The sequence below is a fragment of the Agrobacterium sp. El2ro-1b genome (assembly GCF_048298475.1).
Taxonomy (GTDB): Bacteria; Pseudomonadota; Alphaproteobacteria; order Rhizobiales; family Rhizobiaceae; genus Agrobacterium; species Agrobacterium fabrum.
On sequence record NZ_CP103459.1, the window covers coordinates 71,530 to 94,834 of the forward strand.

The window sequence follows — 23,305 nt, forward strand, 5'->3', positions numbered from 1 at the left end:
ACATCTGCCTTTTAGAGGAGGCAGGGTGGGTATTGCCGCTTTCGACTTAAGCCTTTTGGTCGAGTTGCAGGTCCCGCAGGTCGTGCCAGACTTCGGAAATACAACGCCGGGTCGCGCACGATCTTCTAAGGTGGCAGGGAGCGCGAGACGACATCATCTACGATTCATGGAGACGGATTGGATGGGTACGTTCGCGACGACTTACGAAAAAATGCAAGACTTCAACTGGCTGACGCGTTTTCTGCATGCGGGCCGCTATCGCAAGCTGCTTGAGGTCCTCGAAACAGTAAAGAAGGACGTTGGCAATCGGAAGGTCAGAATACTGGATATCGGCTGCGGTCCTGGAACTGCGGTCGGCCATATTCTCGAAAAATTCGACGTTGAGTATGTCGGCATCGACTACGATCCAATCTTCATCGATGCCGCGCGCAATCGTTACGGCCAAAACGAAAACTGCCGTTTCATCGTCGGAGACGCCACCGACGAGAGGCTTTACGAAACGATCCAGGCCGATATCGTCATTGCGCTGGAAACGCTCGAACATATCCACCTCAACCGCACGGTCCGCGTCATCGAGCATGTCTGCACAATCATTCGTCCGCGGATTTTCCTGGTGACGGTGCCGGTCGAAGTCGGGCCGGCCGTATGGATCAAAAACTGGGGTTCAGCGCTCATGGGCTACAACCGGCAATCAGGCAATCTGAAAGAGACCTTTTGGGCCGGGTTATATCGGATGGACCGGGTGCCGGCGCACCATACGTCACATCAGGGCTTCGACTGGCGGTGTCTGGCGCAGCTTATCCGCGTCAACGCGCCCTTGCGCGAAATCCGCAGCCTGCCGTTTTCTTTCGTTCCGCGCTTGCTCAGCCCGAACGTCGCGCTGATAGCCGAGCCGGTAAAAGCGACGATCGATCTGGCAAACGATGACCCCGAGGCATGGAAGATCAATCATGGCCAAACGGCCTTTCAGCGTCCGCATATTGTCGACGAGACCGATGCTGCCCGTCACGCCAAGTCCTCGGCAACATGGTCGATGCGTCTTAAAGGACTTTTGGGAATGGCCCTCGCCCCGATGCCATTTGCCTGGCATCGCTGGTCTTACATTTCCATTTCGCCAGGCGAACGGCACTCATCGCATTTCCTGCTGACGATCGACAAACACTTGCTGCCGCCTCATCAACCCGTTGAAGGCGACATTATCGTCCTTGCGGGGCAAGCCATTGCTCAAGGCATTTCCGAAGCCAGTTATCTGCTGATCTAGGATCATGACTTTTCAGCCGGAGCGAGGGCTGAGAAAAGACATCGAACCTACCGAGTTATAACCCGATGGAGATGGTTGCGGCAGCAAGCTAAGCTATTCGCCTAGCTGCCAACCCCAATACACCGATCAGTTCGTGATCAACTTCGGGACGCGGGCCGTTGTAGTCCAAAACGGCAAAAAACGGCCGCTACGGACCGTTTTTCGATATCGGGAAAGCTGCACGCCAAACTTAGACGTCAAGAGCTGCCTTATGAATGTCCACCAGTTCCTGATAACAGGAGGCATTGCCAGCAAGGACGGGCTGTCCTTCGAACAGCTTTTCACCTTCCAGCGAAAACGGCATGGAATGGCCGCCGGCTTCGTTGACGAGGCAGAACCCGGCCATGCAATCCCAGGCGCGCATGTGGGGCTCGTAATATCCGACAAGGCGTCCTGCCGCGACATATGCCAGCATCAACGCTCCCGAGCCGTTGCGGATGAAGTTGCCGCCGCGGGCCAGCACGTCACTGATGATGTGACCGACACGCTGCGGCGTGACATAGTTGTTGCTGCCGATGCCCGTCAGCGCATTCTGCAGGTTCCGTGATGGATCGAGTTGCAGGCGCGTGCCATTCAGGGTCGCGCCAAGGCCCTGTGCGGCAGCGTAGATTTCCTGCGAACACGGGACCTTGATGACGCCGATAACCGGGGCACCGTCGCGGATGACGGCAATGGAGACGCACCAGCTTGGCATGCCATTGACGAAGGGAGCGGTGCCATCGATGGGATCGACAACCCAGGTATAGCCGGAGGTGCCGTCTTGATAACCGTGCTCCTCACCGAGGAAACCGTCATTCGCGAAGGCTGCGGCGACGCGCTCGCGCAGCATGGTCTCGACGTTGCGGTCTGCAATGGAGACCACGTCCTGCAGATCGCGTTTCGTCTCGATCACGAGGCTGTCGCGCTTGTTGAAATAATCGAGCGCCATTGAACCGGCCTCTTCCGCAAGCGTCTTTGCCAGCGCAAAGCGTTGATCGAGGCCGTCATTCTGTCCTGTCATTTCCATTTTCCTTAAGTCCATGAGTCTTCAAGCGTCGATGAGGGCTATGCCACGGTTTTTGAAATTGAGTGTGACATCGCTCGTTTCGCGTTGCGTGTGGCTCATTTCATGGTCGACGATGAAGAGTGTGCCAACTTCGGTCTCGACTTCATATTCGATGTGGCCGCCGAGATAGGCCGTGTGCAGCACGCGGCCGGGCATGCCGCTGCCACCCGCCGCGCCGATGGTGATGGCACCGGGACGCACGGCAAGCTTGGCGCTGCCGGAGCGCGGGCCGCGGCTTCGGACCCGATGTTCCATGTTGCCAACCCGCACGAGGGATTCGTCACCCGTCTGGGAGACGACTTCGCAGGGCACCACGTTGGCCTCCCCCATGAAATCGGCGATGAAGGAGGATGCCGGTGCTTCGTAAAGTTCGCGGGGCGCGCCGGACTGGGCGATTTCTCCCTCCTTCATGACGATGATGCGATCCGATACCGCTAGCGCCTCATCCTGGTCATGCGTGACATAAACGGCAGTGAAACCGATCCTCTGCTGAAGCTCACGGATATCGGTGCGCACGCGCCGACGCAGGCGCGCATCAAGGTTCGACAAGGGTTCATCGAGGAGCAACACCTGCGGCTCCAGCACGAGGGCGCGGGCGACCGCGACGCGCTGCTGCTGGCCGCCGGAAAGTTCCGCCGGCAGGCGGTGGCCCATGCCCGCAAGGCCCACGAGCTTGAGCCCCTCTTCGGCCTTTTCCCGCGCCTCGGCCTTTTTAATGCCCGAGGATTGGAGGCCGTAGGCGACATTATCCAGGGCGCTCATATGCGGAAACAGGGCATAGGACTGGAAGACCATCGAGACATCGCGCTCGTTGGCGGGAAGCATGGTCACATCCTTGCCGCCGATGAGGATGCGGCCGGAATTGGGATGTTCAAGGCCGGCGAGCATGCGCAGCGTCGTCGTCTTGCCGCAACCGGAGGGCCCGAGAAGGGTGACGAGCGTGCCGGGCTCGATGGTCAATGACAGATCTGGAATGGCGGTGAATGCGCCGAAGGTCTTGCGGACATTTTCGAAGACGACGGAGCCCGGTTTGACGGTGATCATGCGATTTTCTCCTGAGGGTGAGAAACGGATTTGGCTGCATCAAGGCCCGCGACGCGGTTTTCGCGCCGCAGACGTCTTTCGCCGACGATGAGCTGGAAGCCTGCGATGACAGTGATCATGACGACGATCAGCATCGAGGAATAAGCGATTGCGACACCGTATTCGCCGTTTTCAACGAGGCCGACGATATAGGACGTCGCCATGTTGTATTGGGCGCTGACGAGGAAGATCACCGCGCTGATAGACGTGATGGCCCTGACGAAGGAATAGACCAGCGCCGCCCGGATGGCCGGGCGCAGGAGCGGCAGCACCACCAGGCGAATGGTGCGGAAGCTGTTTGCCCGGAGTGTGAGCGAGGCTTCATCGAGGCTCTTGTCCAGCTGGCTCATGGCCGCGATGCCACCGCGCACGCCAACCGGCATGTTGCGGAAGACGAAGCAGGCAATGAGGATCAGTGCCGATCCCGTCATTTCGAGCGGCGGCAGGTTGAAGGCCATGATGTAGCTGACGCCGATGACCGTGCCGGGAATGGCAAAGCTCATCATCAAAGCGAATTCGAACAGGTTCCTGCCGGCAAATTTCTGCCGGACGATGATATAGGCCGTCAGCAGCCCGACAGCCGCGGTGAGCGGAGCGGAAATCAGGGCGATCTCCATCGTCGTCCAGAAGGAGTTCCAGGCAACGCCCGTCCAGGCGATCGAACCATTGCTGAGGCTGACGGAGAAGGCGCGGACGTAGTGTTCGATCGTCAGCGTATTATCCAGACCCCAGGTCTTCACGAAACCGCCGACGAGGATCATGCCATAAACGACGATGGTGAAAAGCATCCAGGGAACGACAAGCGCGTGCACCGCAATCGACATGGATTTCGGAAGGGCGATATGCGCGCCGCTGTCGCCCTTGCCGGTGACGGTGGCGAAATTCTTGCCAGCCAGCCAAAAGCGCTGGGCGATGAAGGCAGACAGCGTGAAGCAGAGCAGCACGATAGCGAGGACTGCGGCGCGTGACGGGTCATTCTGCGAGCCAACGACGGCGAAGAAGATTTCCGTCGAGAGAACGCCGTGGCTGCCGCCCAGCACCAGCGGATTGCCGAAATCCGCCATGCTTTCGATGAAGCCGATCAGAAACGCATTGGCAAGGCCCGGCTTCATCAACGGAAGCGACACGCGCCAGAAGGTGCGCCAGCGGTCGGCACGCAGCGTCTGCGACGCCTCCTCCATCGACGGGCTGACGCCTTCGACGACACCGATCAGGACCAGGAACGAAATGGGCGTGAAGGACAGGACCTGCGCGATCCATATGCCCGTCAGGCCATAAAGCCAGCGGCCCGGCTCGATGCCGAAGACGCTCGACATGAATTCGGTGACGACGCCTGCACGGCCGAAAAGCAGAGTCAGGGCAAGACCGATAACGAAGGGCGGCGTGATGATCGGCAGGATCGTCAGCAGCCGCAGACCTTTCTTGAACGGAAAACGCGTGCGGGTGGCGACCAGCGCGAAGGCCAGTCCGAGGATGGTCGATCCCGCCGCCGTCATGATGGCGAGGAAGAGCGTGCGCCATGCGACACCGCAGCGGCCGGCACCGACGACACAATCCAGGCTCCAGATGCCGGGATCGCGCATGTTGCGGATAAATCCGTCGGGATTGAACGAGCCGTCAAAGTCCTGAACCGCGCCCACCATCATGCTGCCAATGGGATAAAAGACGAAGACGCAGACCAGGAATACGAGCAGCGAAATAGAGGAGACGACAAAGACGTCACCCTTCATGAAGCCCCGTTCGGCAAGACCAAACGAAATGAAGAGCACGAAGACGAAAGCCATCGTCACGGCGCCGGCGCCCATGGAGGGCTGGCCGTCGGCCATGGCTCCGAAGAGGCTTTCGGTGGCCTGCCAGGTCCATCCGGTAAAGCCGATCGCCAGCCCCTGAAGCACGAGGAAGGCAAGCCCGAAAGCACCGGCGGCCACGAGCAGCCTGCCGCGCAGGATAGGATTGGACAGCGTCCGCGCAACGGCTCCCAGCAGAAAGAAGATCAGGACGCCGAACAGCCAGGTGCGGCCTTCGGTTATCATCTGGAGAATGCCGGGCGCGACCTGCGATGATGTCGGAAAATCCGATAGCCAGCCAAGGCCAAAAAAGCCGCTTTCGATGCGGTACCAGGGCACCAGCACCAGGGCAGCAAGGCCCAAGGCCAGAACAATATCCAGCCTGCGATTGCCATGGGTCATGGTCAACCTCACAAAATTGAGTGTGTCGGAAAGAGGCTGCCTTCGGCATTGAGAACGAAGGCAGCCGACATGGGATATCAGTTGGCGGCGGCGCCGACGTCCTTGTCCCAGCGCTCCAGCAGGGCCTTGCGCTTTTCAGGATCGCCATAGGTCTTGAAGTCGTAATTGATCAGCTTGATATCCTCGAAGCGCGGCGCTTCCTTCGGAATTTCGGCCGTCTTGTTCGACGGAAGCTGGAACGACTTCGCATCCTTCATGCGCGATTGAACGTCCGGCTGCAGCGCCCAGTCATACCAGGTCTTGGCGTTCTCGAGATTGCGCGCGCCCTTGACGATGGACATGGAGCCGATTTCATAGCCGGTGCCTTCACACGGCGCGACCGACTTTACCGGAAAGCCTTCCGCTGTCTGCGCCACGGCATCATGCATGAAGACGATGCCGACAGCCGTTTCGCCACGCGCCGCCGCCTTGACCGGAGCCGAGCCCGACTTGGTATATTGCGAAATATTGCCGTTGAGCTTCTTCAGATAGTCGAAAGCCTGATCTTCGCCCATAATCTGCACCAGCGAGGCAAGTGCCGTGTAGGCCGTGCCCGAGGAATTCGGGTTGGCGATCTGGATTTCGCCCTTAAGTTCCGGCGCGAGCAGATCAGCCCAGCACTTCGGTTCCTTGTAGCCCTTCTTCTTGAAGATATCGGTATTGTATCCCCAGCCGAGCGCACCGGCATAAACGCCAACCGTCTTGTAACCGGCACTTTCGGCCTGGTTCTTTGCCCAGTCCTGCAACTGGTCGAGCATCTTCGATTTGTATTCAAGCGTCAGGTTTTCAGACGCCGCCTGAAGATGCGGATCGCCGGTGCCGGCCCACCAAAGGTCGGTCTTCGGGTTGCGGGCCTCGGCGCGGATCTTGGCATAAGCCTCGCCCGAGGACATGCGCACCATATTGACCTTGATGTCATGGCTCTTTTCGAAGTCACCTTTCATCTGCTCGCAGATCACCACATCTGCCGCGCAGATGAGATTGAGGTCGCCGGCAGCATGGGCCGGAACGCCCAGGAGCGTGGTGCCTGCGAGAAGCAGGCTGGATATGATCGTCAGTCGCATGATTTCCTCCATTGTTTGCGTCTGAATAAGTCTGCGGACATGGCTTCGCCGCTCCACATGCCGGTGGCTGTCGTCCTGGTCCGCTTCAAGTGGTCTGGTTATTGGCTGGTGGGATGGACTTCCGTGTGAAACCGGCGCAAAAGCCGTCCTCGTTCTTCCGGTGTGCCGAAGGTCGCAAAGTCGTAATCGACCATCTTGATCAGCGAGAGGTCTGGCGCGCCTGCCGGCAATGCTGCCTTTGCATTTGACGGCACCTGGTTTTGCCCCGCGGCAGCCCCCGTGGCCTGACCATCCGGGCTCAGTGCAAAGTCCACGAACCGACGGGCCTCCTCCCGGTTTTTCGTCCCCCTGATAATGCTGACCGCACCGATCTCATAACCGGTTCCTTCACAGGGAGCGACGATGACGAGGGGTGCACCCGCCTCCTTCTGCGTGACGGCGTCGTGCATGAACGATATGCCGATCACTGCTTCGCCGCGCGCCGCCGCCTTGACGGGAGCCGAGCCTGCCTTGGTATATTCGGCCACGTTCTGATCGAGCGCTTTCATGTAGCTGAACGCCTCCTCCTCCCCGAAAAGCTGGACGAGGGTCGCGAGCATGGTGAAGGCGGTGCCCGACGAGTTCGGATTGCCGGCCAATATCTTGCCGCGATAGGTCTCGCTGATCAGGTCTTTCCAGCAGCTTGGAACCGGAAGCCCCTGCCGCTGCAAGAGATCGCTATTATAGGCAAAACCGAGTGCACCCGCATAAATCCCGGCCGATTGCCCACCCGACATGGTGAAGAAGTTTTGCGCCCAGGGAAGAACCTCGGTTTCGTTCTTCGAGGCATAGGCCTCCAGCAGCCCTTCGGAGGCGGCCTGCAAATGAGTGTCGCCCGTACCGGCCCACCAGACGTCGACCGTGGGGGCGTCCTTTTCCTTGCGAACCTGTTCAAGAATTTCACCGGTGCTCTTGCGGACCATGATGGTCTGCACGCCGGTTTTCGTCTCGTAAGCGCGTTGCATCGCCGCGCACCAGGCATCATCCGCCGCGCAAAGAATGTTCAGCCGTCCATCGGCCTGCGCCCCGGCAGTGCCGAGCGCCCACAGGGCTAAACCGGCGCTGAATGCCGCAAGCGATGCTTTCACCTTGTCCTCCCATGGAACCTCCCCGTTCCATTCTTGAGGACAATCATGCCAGAACGACGAATTTCAGCAATCCATTGAATGGTTACCGATTTTTCAACGAAAGACACCTGCGGGCGAGATTGGTTACGAATGTTACAAATGTAACACGACCAGTCATCATCGAGCTTTTGAATATTTCATTGCTCTTGCATATGATCGGTGATGGGAGGACTTCATTTTGCAGAAACAGAGGATCGGGATACTGATCGTCGAAGACGATCCTGATATGGCGGAACTGATTGCCGATCTTGTCGAGGCCGAAGGCTGGTCTCCGCTTGTGGTGCACTCGGCGGAAGATGCCGCAGCGACACTGGGACACGAGCAAATCCATCTCGTGCTTCTGGATCACAATCTGCCCGGAATTTCCGGCAGAACCTTCGCTCAGCGCATCCGCACCGAACTGGGACTGAATGTCGGCATCGTCATGGTGACGGCGGCCGGCAGCGCAACCGAGCGCGTGCTGGGTCTGGAAACCGCCGCCGACGACTATGTCGTCAAACCTTTCGAGCCGATTGAACTGACGGCATGGATCAAAGCGGTTCTGCGGCGCATCGCTCCGTCCCTCAAGGTCGAAAAGGAGCCGGAGCGCGAAACCGAGACGAATTCACTGAGACTGGGAGACTGGGCGGTCGATCTTTCAGGGCGGCGCGCCGTCTGCCTTGCAGACCGCAGCAGGACCCTGACGACGGCCGAATTCGCGCTTCTGGAAATTCTGGCGGAAACGCCGAACAGGCCGGTCAGCCGATCCCATATCCTTGATCGCCTCGGCGCGGAAAGCGACCGCTTCATCGATCGCAACGTCGATGTTCTCGTGCTTCGCCTGCGCCGGAAGATCGAGCGTAACCCGGATCTGCCGCAACATATCCAGACACGCAGAGGCAAAGGTTACGTCCTGCATACAGACGTGGCAGAGCCGCAATTGTGATTAACAGGCTCTTCCTCCAGTCAATCGCGTTTCGTCTGCCCTTTGCCATCGTCTTCATATGCTCGTCGGTCTTCATTCTGTCGGCTGTCGCAATCTACGGCTTGCAGAAGGCGAAGACCGAAATGGCGACCTACAGCCTGCAGGCGTTCTCCAGCCTTGCGCGCGCTTCGCTCGTGTCGCGCCAGGTGGCCGATCTCGTTTCCAGCGCGCCGCTGCTGATGAACGCGACATCGCCTTACCGCGTATCGAGCGAAAGCCGCGCGGTCGTTTCGCAGGTGGACAGCCTTCTCGAGACAATCGCGCAATACAAGAGAGCAGAAACGCAGAACGCCATTCCAAACGACGATATCGTTGAGCTACTCCAGGCCATTCGCCAACAGACCCTGTCGCTCGCAGCGGACGCGGATGCCGCCCAGCAGCACAAGGCAGAGGCTGCAGCGGCGCTCGGCGAAATCGCAACCGGCCAGGCCGTCACCGAAGGCGCCCTTCGCCAGCGCCTGAACGCCATCGTGCAGGCTGCGGCCAATTCCGCCAGCCTGTTCCAGCTGGGTGAATTGCAGCGCCGCTTCACGTCGGAAACCGGATATTTCATGAACGAGCCCGCTGCGATGGATGACGCGGGAGCCGAAGGTCTTGTGCCCTACAAACGCGTGTTCGACGCCCAGACAAAATATCTTCTGGAAATGTTTGCGATCCAGTCCTCCGTATCGAAACTCCACGTCGTCTCCCGTAACCTTTCCCACGCAACCGAAACGCAGAGCGAAGCCGTCGCGCACAGACTGACGCAGGGCCTCGCCTCGGCTTCGGCGGCGCTCACCCGGCTGATCGTCATGGTCGCGATCGCTTTTGTTGTCGTCATCATTCTCTCGACCCTCTCCATCCGCTCCGTCATGCGGGTCTCACATGGCATAACGGCACTTTCAGGCGGCATGAACTCCCTCGCCAATGGCGAGCAGAATGTCAGCCTGCCCACCTATCGAGGCTCGGAAACCGAACTCATCCGCCTGTCGGACGCATTTCACGCCTTCAAGGACAGCGTCGACCGCGTGTCCCGTCTTCGCCGCACGGCCGAAGCCGCGGCCCGAACGATCCGCTCCACCTTCCGGACGATGAACGAAGGCATCGCGCTGTTTAACGCCAACGGCCAGCCCATCACCATGAACAGGCGCATCATCGAGCTTGTCGGAAAGCGCGGCGGTTACTCGAGGAAGCTGCCATTGCGCGCCTTCATCGAAACGATACCGGAGATCGATCCGGCCCTCTTGCCCTCTTCCGACGATCCGGGCGGGCTTGCCAGCCGGATCACCGTGCGCCACCGCACGCAGGACCAGCAGGTCACGGAGATTGCCGTCTCCCGGCAACCGGACGGCGGCATCGTGCTGCTGGCGCGCGACGTGACAGCGCTCGACCGCCAGGAGGCAGAGGCTGCAAAGGCGCAGCGGCTTGATGGCATCATGCGCATGACCCATCAGCTCAGCCACGAAGTCGGCAACATGATCGGCATCATTACCGGAAGCCTCGGGCTTCTGGAGCGGGAAACAGGCTTCAGCGAGCGCCAGCAGCGCAACATCAACCGCATCCGTAAAGCCGCCGATCGTGGCCGCCAGCTTGCCAGCAGCATGCTCTCCATCGGCAGCCAGCAGCCGATCCACCCTGCATATGTGGATGTCGCCTCGCTCCTGAAAGGAATGGTGGATGTCCTGGAGATTGCGGTCGGTACGCGCAACCAGATCAACCTTCGTCTTCAGGATGATCTGCCACGGCTGGCGCTGGACGCCGCCCTGTTTGAACAGTCCATCCTCAACCTCTGCCTCAACTCTGCCGCAGCCATGCCCACCGGCGGCGTCATCATCATTGCGGCCCAGAAATCGGATAATGTTGTCGAGATTTCCGTGGAGGACAACGGACACGGCATGGATCAGGGTGCGGTGGACCGCGCCTTCGAACCCTATTTTACCACGCGCGCCCAACAGGGCGGCACGGGACTTGGCCTTGCCATGGTCTACGGTTTCATGCGTCAAAGCGGCGGTGACGCCAAAATCACGTCGCAGCCCGCTTGTGGTGCGCGCGTATCGCTCACATTCCCGATCTTCGGCAAGCAGGACGATATGACTGATGACGCGCGATAAAATGACGTGCTGTCATCGCAGGTAACGCTTACGTCAGTTTTCTTTGAGGCAGGCAAGGAAACAAAAAACCGCCATCGTGAGGATAGCGGTTGCAGCGGGTAATAAGATAAGTTTGATCGTCTTGCTGGAGCGGGCCCCCGGTGTTGCGGAGGCCCGCTCTTATCACTCGCACTGGTTATTTGCGGTAGGCAAGTCCACCCCAGATGCGGCCTTCATCTCTGTGGCGTCCGCCATGCACTGCACCGATATAAGCGGCAGCAGCGGAGACGAGTGCGGAGGCAGCCAGCAGGAACGCGGTCAGAATGCCGGCGATACGGGCTTTTTCAGCGGCATCGGCAGCCTTGTTCTTGGCGTCTTCCAGCGCCTTCTGCGCTTCCGCCTTCACAGCCTCAACCTGCTTTTGCGCTTCATCCACCTTCTTCTGGGCTTCCGCTCTGATAGCCTGTACACGTTCAACCGTTTCGTTGACTCGTGCCTGGGCATCGGTCTGGCTGATGTTTGTACGGGCAGCGATCTGGTTGGTGAGCCAAGTCTTATCGGCATCGGAAATCTCACCGCTTGCAAGCAGATTGCCAAGGATGCCACTGATCTGCCGCTGGTAGTCGCCAGCGTTCTGGTCACCCGGTACGGTAGTAGCGGAGGCATCGGTTCTGAGCAGAGTATCGGTGAAGTAGTCGATCGGATTGGTTTTCAAACCTTGCGGAAGCATCTGCTCGACGCTGGGCGCTGCTGCCTGGCCTGCACCCTGCGCGAGACCGCCAGCCGCACTGCCGGCACCCGAGATGATGCCGCCAGCCAATTGGCCGACCCCCTGCACCGCTCCGCCGACCGCAGAACCTGTTGCTTCGACAGCGGTCTGTGCAACACTGCCCACGGCTTTCGCACCGCCGGACAGGACGCCGAGAGCGAGGAACGCGGAAACGACCGTTCCGAGACCCCAGACGACCAGACCGTTGACGCCGTCACGAACGGTCAGTTCGTTCCTGTCGGCAGCGCCGGCGGGGCGGCGCATCCGGCCGGCAATATAACCGCCCAGCATATAGGAGCCCACCATCGAAATGATCACGAACAGCGCCGTGATGATCAGCCACACCGTACTGACTTCGCCGCCGTTGTCGGCTGAAATAGAACTCAGACCCAGACCGCCAGCGAATGCGGTGAGGATCGCCATGGCGCCTGAGGAAATCACAGCACCGGCGAAGATGGCAGGCCAGTCGACATAGCTGCGGTTAGGATTTGTTTCGATACCCGTTGGATCAACCATCAACGTAGCCCCAGCAATGAGAGAATGAACAGGACGACGACGACTAGACCGACTAGATAAATAATGGAATTCATATGGTATCTCCTCCGAAAGGACGATCAATCCTCCGCGTAGCGGGTGATTAGAGGCGGTATGACATGCGAGCCGATTGCTCTGTGCTCAAAACTCGTCGCGGTCGAAAAAGTTTCATGAATGATTATCGCAGCATCAAGATTTTGCGGAAAAGCCGTCCGATGCAACCGGTCTTCATGCCCCGCCGGAGAAGACGGCTTTTTTCGTTTCGACCGCGGGAAGAGACGCAACCTATCTCTCAGCAATAAGTTTACGCCTTCGCAGTTGCGGTAGCGTCACTCAATATGACTATCGTCAATCGGCACAATCGAAGGAACCTCTGACATGGCAGAAGAACGGCCGGAAGGTATTGAAAAATACAGTCACCCAGCCGGTGGCTGGGATGCATTGAAGGCCGTCGCGAAGACGCTCGCGCATCAGCAGATCATCGCGCAGGGCACGATGACGCTGCTCGAGGCCAATCAGCCCGAGGGTTTCGACTGTCCCGGCTGCGCCTGGCCCGATCCCAAACACACCTCATCCTTCGAGTTCTGCGAAAACGGCGCCAAGGCCATCACCTGGGAATCGACCGCGAAACGATCCGGACCGGAGTTCTTCGCGCAGCATACGGTTTCCGAACTGTGGCAGTGGACGGATCACAAGCTGGAAGATGCCGGCCGGCTGACGCTTCCCCTGCATTACAATGCCGACAGCGATCGCTACGAGCCAATCGCCTGGGACGATGCCTTTCACCTGATCGCGCAGGAATTGAACAAGCTCGACGATCCCGGCAAGGCGGAATTCTACACTTCCGGCCGGGCCTCCAACGAGGCTGCGTTTCTCTATCAGCTTTTCGTGCGCGCCTATGGGACGAACAATTTCCCTGACTGTTCCAACATGTGCCACGAGGCGACCAGCGTCGGGCTTCCGAAATCCATCGGCGTCGGCAAAGGCACGGTGACGCTGGAGGATTTCGATCATGCCGATGCGATCTTCAGCTTCGGCCACAATCCCGGCACCAACCATCCACGGATGATGACAACGCTGCACAATGCCGCCAAGCGCGGCGTCCCGATCGTCGTCTTCAATCCGCTGAAGGAACGAGCGCTGGAACGCTTCGCCGCACCACAGGACCCGATCGAAATGGCGACGCTGTCGTCGACGCCCATCGCCTCCGCCTATCATCAGCTCCGCACCGGCGGCGATCTCGCCGCCCTGAAGGGCATCATGAAGGCGGTGTTCGAACTGGATGCGGAAAACCTTGGTGCAGGTGGCGCCGGCGTGCTCGATCGAGCCTTCATCGAGGAACACACGGCCGGCCTCGAGGCGCTGCGCGCCGATATCGACGCCACTTCCTGGGATATCATCTCATCCGTCAGCGGACTGACGAAAGAGGCGCTTGAAAGCGCTGCCCGGATTTATGTGGAGGCCTCGAACGTCATCATCTGTTACGGCATGGGCATCACACAGCACGCCAAGGGCACCGGCAATGTGCAGCAGATCGCAAACCTGCTGCTGCTGCGCGGCAATATGGGCCGCCCGGGCGCAGGCATTGCGCCCATTCGCGGCCATTCCAACGTGCAGGGAGACCGCACCGTCGGCATTACCGAAATCCCGAACAAATCGCTGCTGGATGGCATGGAGCGCGCTTTCGGTTTTCGGCCGCCTGCGGAAAAGGGGCATAATGCCATCGAAGCCATTGAGGCGATCATTGCCGGGAAATCCCGGGCGCTCATCTGCCTTGGCGGAAACCTCGCCGTCGCCATGTCGGATACGGCCGCGACCTTCGAGGGCATGCGCAAACTCGATCTCGTCGTTCACATTGCGACAAAACTCAACCGCTCGCATCTTCTGACGGCCAGAACATCCCTGATCCTGCCGTGCTTCGGACGCACCGATCTCGATACACAGGCCTCAGGCCCGCAGGCCGTGACCGTCGAAGATTCGATGTCGATGGTGCATGCCTCGCGCGGTTTCCTCAATCCGCCGGGAGAGCTTGTAAGATCGGAGCCAGCCATCATCGCCGGCATTGCCAAAGCGACCGTCGGCAACCGTTACGGAATTGACTGGGACTGGCTGATTGCCGATTACGACCGCATCCGTGACAAGATCGAAGAGGTCTTTCCCGATTTCAGGGATTTCAACAGCCGGGTCCGCATGAAGGGCGGCTTTCGCCTTGATGTCGCAGCGTCCTATCGTCGTTGGAATACGGAAAGCGGCAAGGCCAATTTCCTCGTCGCCACGGGGCTTGAAGAAGATCCGCTCATCTCCAATCCTGACGCGCTCGTCCTGACGACCATCCGCAGCCACGATCAATACAATACGACGATCTATGGCATGGATGACCGTTATCGCGGCGTCTTCGGGCGCAGGGACATTATTTTCATGAACCGGCACGACCTTGCCGAACGTGGCCTGAAGGATGGCGATCGCATTGACATTCACGGTATTGGCGCAGAAAGCGCGGATAGACACCTCGTGCAGGGTTTTACCGCCGTTGAATACAATATCCCAAAGGGTTCGGCGGCCGGTTATTATCCCGAAATGAATGCGGTGGTGGCGCTTGGCCATTATGATCGCCTGTCCGGAACGCCCTCCTACAAGGGTGTTCCCATTACGATACGGGCGGCAGCGAAATAAGAAGCGGGACGCGGCCATGTAAATTGGCCCTGTAAAAAGCTCGACACCCTTCTAGCTTGCGTCACCGCGCGTTTGCGTTAGCTTATCTCGGGCGAATTTCTCAAACGAGGGGCTGAGACATGTGCAATAGCTGCGTGATCGAGAATGTGAAACAAAACATGCTGTCGCGACGCCTGCTGTTCAAAGGCGCCGTGGCCGGAGCGACGGCGATGGCGGCGGGCAGCGTGGCGGCGCCGGTGCTGGCGCAATCGCCCAAGCAGGTTGTTGATCTCACCCATAGCTATGATTCCACATTTCCCACATTCGACGGCAAACCGGGCATAGAATTTGAGTGGGCGGCAGAGATTGCCAAGGACGGCTATCAGCTTCACAAGCTAACCATCTACGAACATACCGGAACGCACATCGATGCACCGTTCCACTTCAGTGCCAGCGGCGCGAGCGTCGACCAGCTGGAACCGCAGAAACTCGTCGCGCCGCTGGTCATCATCGACATTACCGACCGCGCGAAAGAGGATGCCAATTCCACCGTCGAGGCCGAAGACATCGAGCGCTGGATATCTGCGAATGGCGACATACCGGCAGGCGCAATCGTGGCTCTGCGCTCCGGCTGGGCGACGAAAGTGAAGAGCCCCTCATTCCGCAATGACGATGCCGGAAAATTCGCCTTCCCCGGTTTCGGCAAATCCGCGACCGACCTGCTGCTCGAGCGCGACACGGTGGCCATCGGCGTCGACACGCTGTCGCTGGACCCGGGCAATTCGGCAGATTTTGCCGTTCACAATTCCTGGCTTCCGGCGGGGCGCTACGGGATCGAAGGCCTGAACAACCTGGAGGCTTTGCCGGTCAAGGGCGCGACCATGATCGTCGGCGCACCGAAGCATAGCGGTGGAACGGGTGGGCCGGCGCGTATTCTGGCTCTGGTCTGAGGCATGCACATCCGACAAGAGCAACCTACGGCCGCCGGCGCATGAACTCCGACTGAATAGTCTCTTCAGCTTCCATTCCAATGGGACCGTCTAGAACAAAGACGTTCAACCGCGGTCCCATCCGCCTGAGGAGACAGTCATGATCCGGAAGTCTTTTATCGCAAGTGCACTCGTTGCTCTCGTTGGCCTCTCAGCTAGCGCACCCGCCATGGCCAATGATGTGCGCATCGAACAATATGGTTGGTCCAACTCTGCCGGCGGCGCGCAGGAAGGGTATGGCAACCGGATCCGCACCTATCAGAATGGCGGTTACAACCGGATCGTCGGCCACCAGTATGGTCGTCACAACCTTTCGGCTGTCGGTCAGGAAGGGCATGACAATTACGGTTCCACCACGCAGAACGGCAACCGCAACGTGGCCGGCATCGGCCAGTTTGGCTCCAACCACACCACAATCCTGACCCAGGACGGCAATGGCAACATTGCAGCCGGCGTTCAGGTCGGCCGTGGCTGCAGCGCCAATGTCAGCCAGGGCGGCAACGACAATGTCGCGGCCTTCGTACAGGCCTGCCCGTAACGACATTGCCATGACGTGAAACGATCGAGATCGGACACCAGATCATCAGGGAGACGTGCCATGCCCCATAATGTCAGACACCCGCGCCGCCTGGCGGCAATCCTTGCACTGGCCCTGCTTCCTGTCGGCGCCCTTGCGGCCATATCGACCGCGAAGGAACCGGCCGATGGGCGGTTCTGCGAGATCAAGGCAACACCGCAGGCGGGTATGGTGAGACTTGAGGCCGTCGCCAAGGGTGATACCGGTGCTGGCGGGACTTACGCCTTTTACGTCGAAAAATCAGGCGGCAGCGGCAGTTCCGTCATCAGCCAGGGTGGAGACTTCAACGCCGCCGCCGGACGGTCGCAGCTGCTGAGCTCGGTGACGCTCGATGCGAAGGGAGCCCGCTACAAGGCGGCGCTCGATCTCGTGATCGACGGGAAGAGCTTCAGTTGCACGAAGCAGATTGGCGGCGATTAAGTCGCCGCACACCATCAATTTTCACCTTAGAGGGCGCCGGTTCTGGCGCCCTTTTCTTTTGCGCGCGCCGAGTGACTGAACGCGATGTGAATGGGTAATTCCGGTCGGGTTCAGTTGCGGAATGCGACTATGGATCATCGGCAAGGCGCTGACAGATGGAGATAAGAATGGCCCGCAACATATTGAAACTTCTCACCGCCACCCTGCTTGTCGGTGGCCTCATTCCGTTCGGATTTGCAGCACCGGCCCATGCCGGTGGCCGCATCTCCTTCGACCTTGCACCCGGCAATAATGCCGATGGCGACCTGCTTTCGACCGGGCTGCGAGCCTATTCGCTTTACCGCAACTTCAAGGATGCCGACATAAAACAGCTCGGCCGCGGCAATGCGGCGGGCATCGCCCAGAATGGCGGCGGCAATCTTGGCTTCATCCGGCAGCGCGGCAACGGCCATTCCGCGACGCTGCAGCAGAACGGCAACAACAATGCCTATGGCATTTTCCAGTATGGGCGCAACACCGACACCAATGTGGTACAGGATGGCAACAATGGCAGTGGCCTGACCTTCAGTTACGGCTGGTAAGGGCGAAAGGCGGCCCGCCGTTATTGGAAAAGCCCCCTTGCCTGCATCAGTCAAGCTTTCGCAGAAAAGCGGCAGCCTTTGCCCTCAGATCATGGCGCACATCCTTGCTCATCCTGGCCCAGGTGGCGTAGGGTTGCGCCAGGCGATGATTGGATTTCAGCTTTTCCCTGTTGCGGGCGAGGAAGTCCCAATAAAGTGCATTGAACGGACAGGCATTGTCTCCCAGACGCTCCTTCGGATCGTAGCGACAGGTATCGCAATAATCGGACATCCGGTCGATATAATTTCCGCTGGCTGCATACGGCTTCGTTCCAAGAAAGCCGCCATCGGCGAACTGGCTCATGCCGATCACATTGGGCAGTTCAACCCATTCATAGGCGTCCGCATAGACCTCGAGATACCACCGATGCACCGCCTTTGGATCGATGCCGGCGAGCAGCGCGAAATTTCCTGTTATCATCAAGCGCTGGATGTGATGGGCATAGGCATTCTCGATGGTTTCCGTGATAACCGTCGCCATGCAGTTCATGTGGGTCTTGCCCGTCCAGTAGAAAACCGGAAGCGATCTATCGTTTTCGAAAAAATTGCTGTCGACATAGTCCGGCCCGGCAAGCCAATAGATGCCTCGCATATATTCCCGCCAGCCAATGATCTGACGGATGAACCCTTCGACGGCATTGAGCGGGGCTCCACCTTCATGATAGGCCCGCTCCGCAGCCTTGCAGACATCAAGGGCGTCCAGCAGGCCGCAATTGATATAAAATGACAGAAGCGAGTGGTTCAGGTTTGGGTCATCCTGCAGCATGGCATCCTGCGTGGCGCCGAAGTTGCACAGGAAATCGTCGATAAAGGCGCTCAGCGCCCGCTCTGCATCGGTGCGGGTGACCGCAAAACCGAAATTTTCAAGTTTGCCGAAATTGTCCGGGAACAGTCGCGCGACGGTGTCGATCACCTCTTTTGTTATCTCGTCCGGCGCAAAGACAGGATGTTTAGGCCTCAAAAGATCCGGCTTGGCGGGTTGGCGGTTCTCCGCATCAAAATTCCAGCGCCCGCCGACAGGCTGCTCACCATTCATCAACAAGCCGGTCTTGCGTCGCATTTCCCGGTAGAAATATTCCATCGTCAGGCTTTTTCGGCCCGCAGCCCAGTTCCGGAACTCGTCTTGACTGGACAGGAAGCGCCGGTCGGAACGGATGTCCACCTGGATGCCAAAGGCTCCGGCAAAGCCATCCAACTCTGACCTGACCCGCCATTCCCCGGGTTCGGTCACACAGACCCTCGAAGGCGTGAGGTCATCTATTGCCCGCTTCACCTCACCGGTAAACGAGCCCGCATTGTCGGGATCGTCAATTCGCGTGTAACGAACCCGGTAGCCCTCGCATCGCAATTCCTCGGCAAAGTGGCGCATGGCGGAAAAGATGAAGGCGATCTTTTTCTGGTGATGGCCGACATAGGTTGCCTCCGCCATCACCTCGCAAAGCAGGATTGTATCCTGCCTCTTGTCGACGCCATCGAGCGCGGCGATTGAAGGCGATAATTGATCGCCCAGGATCAACACCAGCTGAGACATCGAGAACCTCCTTCAAACCGGACACAAACCTCAACCGGGCGACCTCATGAACAGGGGGGCCATTCTGACTTCAGAACGGCATATATGAACTCGTCGCCCCATGTCCCGTTGAACCGGTCATTCTCGATCAAATGGGCTTCCTTTCGCAGGCCGAGACGTTCGACAACGCCGATCGATCCATGGTTGAGGGTATCCAGCCGCGCAAAAATCCGATGATGTCCAAGCGTGTCAAAGCCGAACGTTATCATGGCCCTCACAGCTTCCGTGGCATAGCCTTTTCCCGAAAACACCGGATTGAAAATATAACCCACCTCGGCCTGTAGAGCCGCCGCGCTGGCGATTTTGAGAAGGACCTCCCCGACAAGCGCTCCATCCTCAGCGCGGATGACGGCAAGTCGCAGCGTATCTCCGTCCTTCTCGAAAGGCGCCGAAAGCAGGCCGGTAAACTGCGCCTCCATCGCTTCCGCCGATGGCGGCGAGGAGTACAGGAACCGATAGACGTCGTCGCGCCTGTGGTAATCCCCATATGCCGCCAGATCCGCGGACTGAAACCTGCGAAGGATCAGCCGGTCGGTCATTATAGGGAGTGAGATCTCAGTCATCATCGTAGCGCCTTTTCATCAATCACCGACATCTGGTGGCGCGTCCTTGCAGTCACAAGTCGTCACACCTCGATTGGAAAAGAAAAACCGGCTTTTACGCGGTCCATCACAACCATGGTCTTGAAACCCTTGATATCGTGGTTTTCGTAGAAGAACCGGCGGGTGAAAACCTCGTAGTCTTCCATGTCCTTTGCCGTGATCACCAGAATGAAATCAGCATCGCCAGTGACATAATATCCGATCATGACCTCGCGCGTCGTCCGGATCGCCGCTTTGAAGCGGTCGACGATGTCGGCCCGCTCGCGCTCAAGCGAGACGAGTACGATCATGGTGATGCCGCGTCCCACGGCCTTTGGCGAAACGATGGCGACATCCGCCTCGATGATGCCCTCCTCTCGCAGTCGCTTCAAACGCCGCTGACAGGCCGTTGGCGACAAATTGACGATCTGCGCCAGCTCCTCCGAGGTCAGGCGATTGTTTTTCTGGACGGCGTCAAGCAACGCCCTATCAGCTCTATCAAGCGTAATCATGCAGAATTCCTGCGCTTTTGGATGGAAACAAGCATTATTTCGGCGTTAAAACGCATAAAAATGCCGTCTTGCGATCATGCAGCGCCGCTAGGCTGATGGCAAATAAAACGGGAGCATTTTTATGAAAGGCATCGCAAGCACTGCTTTGAAAAACCTGCATCGACGCGATTTGATCGAAGACCGTGCGTTTGTGAATGGAGCATGGATCGAGCGCGATCAGACGTTCGCCATCGTTGATCCCGCGGGTGGCGATCACCTTGCCGACGTGGCGTCCTGCACGCTCGATGATGTCGATTTTGCGATAGACGCAGCCAGCAAGGCTTTCGCCGGCTGGCGCGATATGCTGCCTGTTGATCGCGGCGACATTTTGCGCAACTGGAGTGCGCGCATGCGGGAGAATGCCCATGACCTCGCCACGATCATCAGCGCCGAACAGGGCAAACCGCTGGCGGAATCACGCGGCGAAATTGCCTACGCCGCCAATTTCCTTGACTGGTTCGCGAGTGAGGGGGAGCGATCTTACGGCGAAACAATTCCAACCCATCTGAAGGGCAGCAATCTTTCCGTACGAATGCAGCCGATCGGCGTTACCGTCGCCATCACGCCATGGAACTTTCCCTCAGCGATGATAGCGCGCAAGGCCGGTGCTGCGCTTGCTGCCGGCTGCACGATGATCGTCAAACCTGCTCCGGAAACACCTCTCTCCGCACTGGCGCTGGCAAGACTTGCCGAAGAGTCCGGCGTACCACCTGGCGTATTGCAAGTTCTGCCGGGAGAAGCCGCACCCCTTGCGCGCCGCCTTCTGGAAAATACCGAGGTGCGGGCATTTTCCTTTACGGGTTCGACCGAGGTGGGACGAATCCTTCTGACGCAATCTGCGGCGACGGTCAAAAAAGCATCATTGGAGCTTGGAGGGCACGCACCCTTCATTGTCTTCGCAGATGCAGATCTCACAGAGGCCGTCAAAGGCTGTCTGGGCGCAAAATTCGCCACTTCCGGGCAGGACTGTCTTGCGGCAAACCGCATCTATGTGCAGCGCAGCCTTTATCCACGATTTGTTGAGCGGTTTGCCGAGGCGACGTCCAGGCTGACTGTTGGTCACGGCCTCGAAACCGGTGTCGATATCGGCCCCATGACGCGGCCATCCGTCGCCGAAAAGTGCCGCCAGCAGGTTGCCCAGGCGCTGTCGGCCGGTGCGCGGCTCGTCTGCGGCGGACAGGACAGTCCACTCGGCGGCAACTTCGTCACCCCGACCGTGCTTGCCGATGTCACCGACGACATGCTGATCGCCCGCGAAGAAACCTTCGGCCCGGTGGCCGCCATCTTGCCGTTCGATGACGAGGCGGAGGTGATCCGCCGCGCCAATGCAACAGAGATGGGACTGGCGGCCTATCTCTACACCAACGATCTCGGCCGGGCGATGCGCCTGACCGACCAGCTCGAATACGGCATGGTTGCCGTCAACACGCCGAAATTCACCGGAGCGCCCATTCCATTCGGCGGCTGGAAACAATCAGGCCTTGGCCGCGAGGGCTCGCGTCACGGCCTCATGGAATATCTCGAACCCAAATATGTCTGCTTCGGCAATCTGGCTGCCTGAAAGGATCTCACCTATGACCATCGACATCAAAAATATCGCGGAAATGGATCGAAACGCCGTTCTGCATCCCTTCACGCAGCTCAAGGATTTTGCCAGCGGCAAGCTCGGCGAACCCACCATCGTTGAAACGGGCAAGGGCATCCGCATTCAGGACGCGCACGGCAAGCAATTGATCGATGGATTTGCCGGTCTTTATTGCGTCAATGTCGGTTATGGCCGCACCGAGGTAGCTGAGGCGATTTCGCGGCAGGCCTATCGCCTTGCCTACTACCATTCCTACGCCGCCCACACGACGGATGAACTGGCCATCCTTTCCGATCGCCTCGTCAAGATGGCACCGGGAAAAATGAGCAAGGTGTTCTATGGCATGTCGGGGTCCGACGCCAACGAGACACAGGCCAAGCTCGTCTGGTATTACAACAATCTGCGTGGCAAGCCGCAGAAGAAGAAGATCATCTCCCGCGAGAGGGGATATCACGGCTGCAGCGTCGTCTCCGGCTCGATGACAGGCATGAGTTTTTATCACGACCACATGGACCTTCCGCGGGCCGGCATCCTCCATACCGGCGTTCCGCATCACTATTGGGGCGCGGAAGCCGGTGAAACCGAGCTGGAATTCTCAAAACGCCGCGCCGCCGAACTGGAAGCCCTCATTCTGCGCGAAGGACCGGACACGATCGGGGCATTCATCGCCGAGCCGGTGCTTGGAACGGGCGGTATCACACCGCCGCCGGAAGGTTACTGGCCAGCCATCCAGGAGGTTCTCAAAAAATACGATGTGCTGTTGATTGCGGATGAGGTTATTACCGGCTTCGGCCGCACGGGTTCCATGTTTGGTTCACAGCATTACGGCATCGAGCCGGATCTGATCACCGTCGCTAAAGGCCTGACCTCGGCCTATTTCCCGCTTTCCGGAGCCATCATAGGGGAGAAAGTCTACAAGGTGATGGAGGACGGCGCGGATCGCGTCGGCGCCTTCTCCCACGGCTACACCTATTCCGGCCATCCTATCGGCGCGGCGGCTGCAAACGCCGTGCTCGACATCGTCGAAATGGAAGACCTGCCGGGCAACGCACGGGCCGTTGGCAGCTATTTCCAGGAACAGCTGAAGGCGACGTTCGCCCAGCTTCCAATCGTCGGCGAGGTCCGCGGTGTGGGCCTGATGGGCGCTATCGAGTTCGTCGCTGATCGGGAAAAGAAGACCCGTTTTGCCCCTCATCTGACGGTCGGCGCACGCGTTTCAAAGGCGGCGCGCAACGGCGGCCTCATTGCGCGCGCCATGCCGCACGGCGATATTCTCGGCTTTGCACCGCCGCTCGTCACAACGAAGGCGGAGGTGGACGAAATCATCGCCATCGCGGAAGCCGCCGTTCGCAGCGTCATGGACGATCTGGTCCAGGCCGGCGAGAAAATCTGATCTGCAGCTCCAGTTTTCAACTATCGCAAATGCTGCTCATTTCGACGGCAACTGCGCCTCTTTGCGGCGCAGTTGCCGTCTGCGCTGCATAAGGCTTCATCTTTTCGCAGAAGCATGCATAATGTCATGAAATTACCTTCGTCGA

General features: G+C 58.9%; 19 protein-coding genes. 10 read left to right on the forward strand and 9 right to left on the reverse strand.

Going from position 1 to position 23,305, the window contains the following annotated elements:
• Positions 1-181: 181 nt before the first annotated feature.
• Positions 182-1,261, forward strand: a complete 1,080-nt coding sequence (locus tag NYR50_RS14690) for a class I SAM-dependent methyltransferase (protein WP_418137385.1) — start codon at positions 182-184, stop codon at positions 1,259-1,261.
• Between the two features lie 229 nt (positions 1,262-1,490).
• On the opposite strand, the gene NYR50_RS14695 is transcribed toward NYR50_RS14690, so the two are convergent.
• The 5 genes from NYR50_RS14695 to NYR50_RS14715 all read right to left on the reverse strand — a co-directional run bounded on the left by NYR50_RS14695 (position 1,491) and on the right by NYR50_RS14715 (position 7,847).
• Positions 1,491-2,300: an inositol monophosphatase family protein gene (locus tag NYR50_RS14695; RefSeq protein ID WP_418137386.1), complete on the reverse strand. Its 810-nt coding sequence runs from the start codon at positions 2,298-2,300 to the stop codon at positions 1,491-1,493.
• 27 nt (positions 2,301-2,327) lie between these two features.
• On the reverse strand, positions 2,328-3,389 hold the full coding sequence (locus NYR50_RS14700; protein WP_418137387.1) for an ABC transporter ATP-binding protein: 1,062 nt from the start codon (positions 3,387-3,389) through the stop codon (positions 2,328-2,330).
• Positions 3,386-5,617: an ABC transporter permease gene (locus NYR50_RS14705; protein WP_418137388.1), complete on the reverse strand. Its 2,232-nt coding sequence runs from the start codon at positions 5,615-5,617 to the stop codon at positions 3,386-3,388. The genes NYR50_RS14700 and NYR50_RS14705 overlap by 4 nt, the downstream gene beginning before the upstream one ends.
• A 77-nt stretch (positions 5,618-5,694) precedes the next feature.
• A complete protein-coding gene (locus NYR50_RS14710) occupies positions 5,695-6,720 on the reverse strand; it encodes an ABC transporter substrate-binding protein (protein WP_174012300.1) in 1,026 nt (341 codons plus the stop codon).
• Positions 6,721-6,818: 98 nt separating this feature from the next.
• On the reverse strand, positions 6,819-7,847 hold the full coding sequence (locus NYR50_RS14715) for an ABC transporter substrate-binding protein (RefSeq protein WP_418137389.1): 1,029 nt from the start codon (positions 7,845-7,847) through the stop codon (positions 6,819-6,821).
• A 217-nt stretch (positions 7,848-8,064) separates the two neighbouring features.
• Between NYR50_RS14715 and NYR50_RS14720 the strand changes: the two genes are divergently transcribed.
• Together NYR50_RS14720 and NYR50_RS14725 are read left to right on the forward strand one after the other, a co-directional pair.
• Positions 8,065-8,811, forward strand: coding sequence for a response regulator transcription factor (locus NYR50_RS14720; protein ID WP_418137390.1), 747 nt, complete (start codon positions 8,065-8,067; stop codon positions 8,809-8,811).
• Complete coding sequence (locus NYR50_RS14725; RefSeq protein WP_418137391.1) at positions 8,808-10,940, forward strand: sensor histidine kinase; 2,133 nt, start codon at positions 8,808-8,810, stop codon at positions 10,938-10,940. Before NYR50_RS14720 ends, NYR50_RS14725 begins: the two co-directional genes overlap by 4 nt.
• Positions 10,941-11,115: 175 nt before the next feature.
• On the opposite strand, the gene NYR50_RS14730 is transcribed toward NYR50_RS14725, so the two are convergent.
• Positions 11,116-12,204, reverse strand: coding sequence for a hypothetical protein (locus NYR50_RS14730; RefSeq protein WP_418137392.1), 1,089 nt, complete (start codon positions 12,202-12,204; stop codon positions 11,116-11,118).
• A gap of 396 nt (positions 12,205-12,600) precedes the next feature.
• Between NYR50_RS14730 and NYR50_RS14735 the strand changes: the two genes are divergently transcribed.
• The 5 genes from NYR50_RS14735 (at position 12,601) to NYR50_RS14755 (ending at position 17,441) form a co-directional block, all read left to right on the forward strand.
• Positions 12,601-14,895 (forward strand): FdhF/YdeP family oxidoreductase, encoded by a 2,295-nt coding sequence (locus NYR50_RS14735; RefSeq protein ID WP_418137393.1) that lies wholly within the window; start codon positions 12,601-12,603, stop codon positions 14,893-14,895.
• Positions 14,896-15,014: 119 nt separating this feature from the next.
• Positions 15,015-15,824: a cyclase family protein gene (locus NYR50_RS14740; protein WP_418137394.1), complete on the forward strand. Its 810-nt coding sequence runs from the start codon at positions 15,015-15,017 to the stop codon at positions 15,822-15,824.
• A gap of 139 nt (positions 15,825-15,963) precedes the next feature.
• Positions 15,964-16,401 (forward strand): curlin, encoded by a 438-nt coding sequence (locus NYR50_RS14745; protein WP_174012290.1) that lies wholly within the window; start codon positions 15,964-15,966, stop codon positions 16,399-16,401.
• Positions 16,402-16,461: 60 nt separating this feature from the next.
• A complete protein-coding gene (gene csgH, locus NYR50_RS14750; RefSeq protein ID WP_174012289.1) occupies positions 16,462-16,860 on the forward strand; it encodes a curli-like amyloid fiber formation chaperone CsgH in 399 nt (132 codons plus the stop codon).
• Between the two features lie 167 nt (positions 16,861-17,027).
• Complete coding sequence (locus NYR50_RS14755) at positions 17,028-17,441, forward strand: curlin (RefSeq protein ID WP_418137395.1); 414 nt, start codon at positions 17,028-17,030, stop codon at positions 17,439-17,441.
• Positions 17,442-17,487: 46 nt separating this feature from the next.
• Here NYR50_RS14755 and phrB read toward each other — a convergent pair whose 3' ends face one another.
• The 3 genes from phrB to NYR50_RS14770 are packed head-to-tail and all read right to left on the reverse strand — an operon-like array spanning position 17,488 to position 20,143.
• Positions 17,488-19,011, reverse strand: a complete 1,524-nt coding sequence (gene phrB / locus NYR50_RS14760; RefSeq protein WP_418137396.1) for a (6-4)DNA photolyase — start codon at positions 19,009-19,011, stop codon at positions 17,488-17,490.
• 44 nt (positions 19,012-19,055) lie between these two features.
• Positions 19,056-19,616, reverse strand: a complete 561-nt coding sequence (locus tag NYR50_RS14765; RefSeq protein ID WP_418137397.1) for a GNAT family N-acetyltransferase — start codon at positions 19,614-19,616, stop codon at positions 19,056-19,058.
• A gap of 59 nt (positions 19,617-19,675) precedes the next feature.
• Positions 19,676-20,143 (reverse strand): Lrp/AsnC family transcriptional regulator, encoded by a 468-nt coding sequence (locus NYR50_RS14770; protein WP_010974137.1) that lies wholly within the window; start codon positions 20,141-20,143, stop codon positions 19,676-19,678.
• A 121-nt stretch (positions 20,144-20,264) separates the two neighbouring features.
• On the opposite strand from NYR50_RS14770, the gene NYR50_RS14775 reads away from it, so the two are divergent.
• Positions 20,265-21,743, forward strand: a complete 1,479-nt coding sequence (locus NYR50_RS14775; protein ID WP_418137398.1) for an NAD-dependent succinate-semialdehyde dehydrogenase — start codon at positions 20,265-20,267, stop codon at positions 21,741-21,743.
• 13 nt (positions 21,744-21,756) lie between these two features.
• The gene (locus tag NYR50_RS14780) at positions 21,757-23,160 is read left to right on the forward strand and encodes an aspartate aminotransferase family protein (protein WP_418137399.1); all 1,404 of its coding nucleotides are present in this window, start codon (positions 21,757-21,759) and stop codon (positions 23,158-23,160) included.
• Positions 23,161-23,305: the final 145 nt, after the last annotated feature.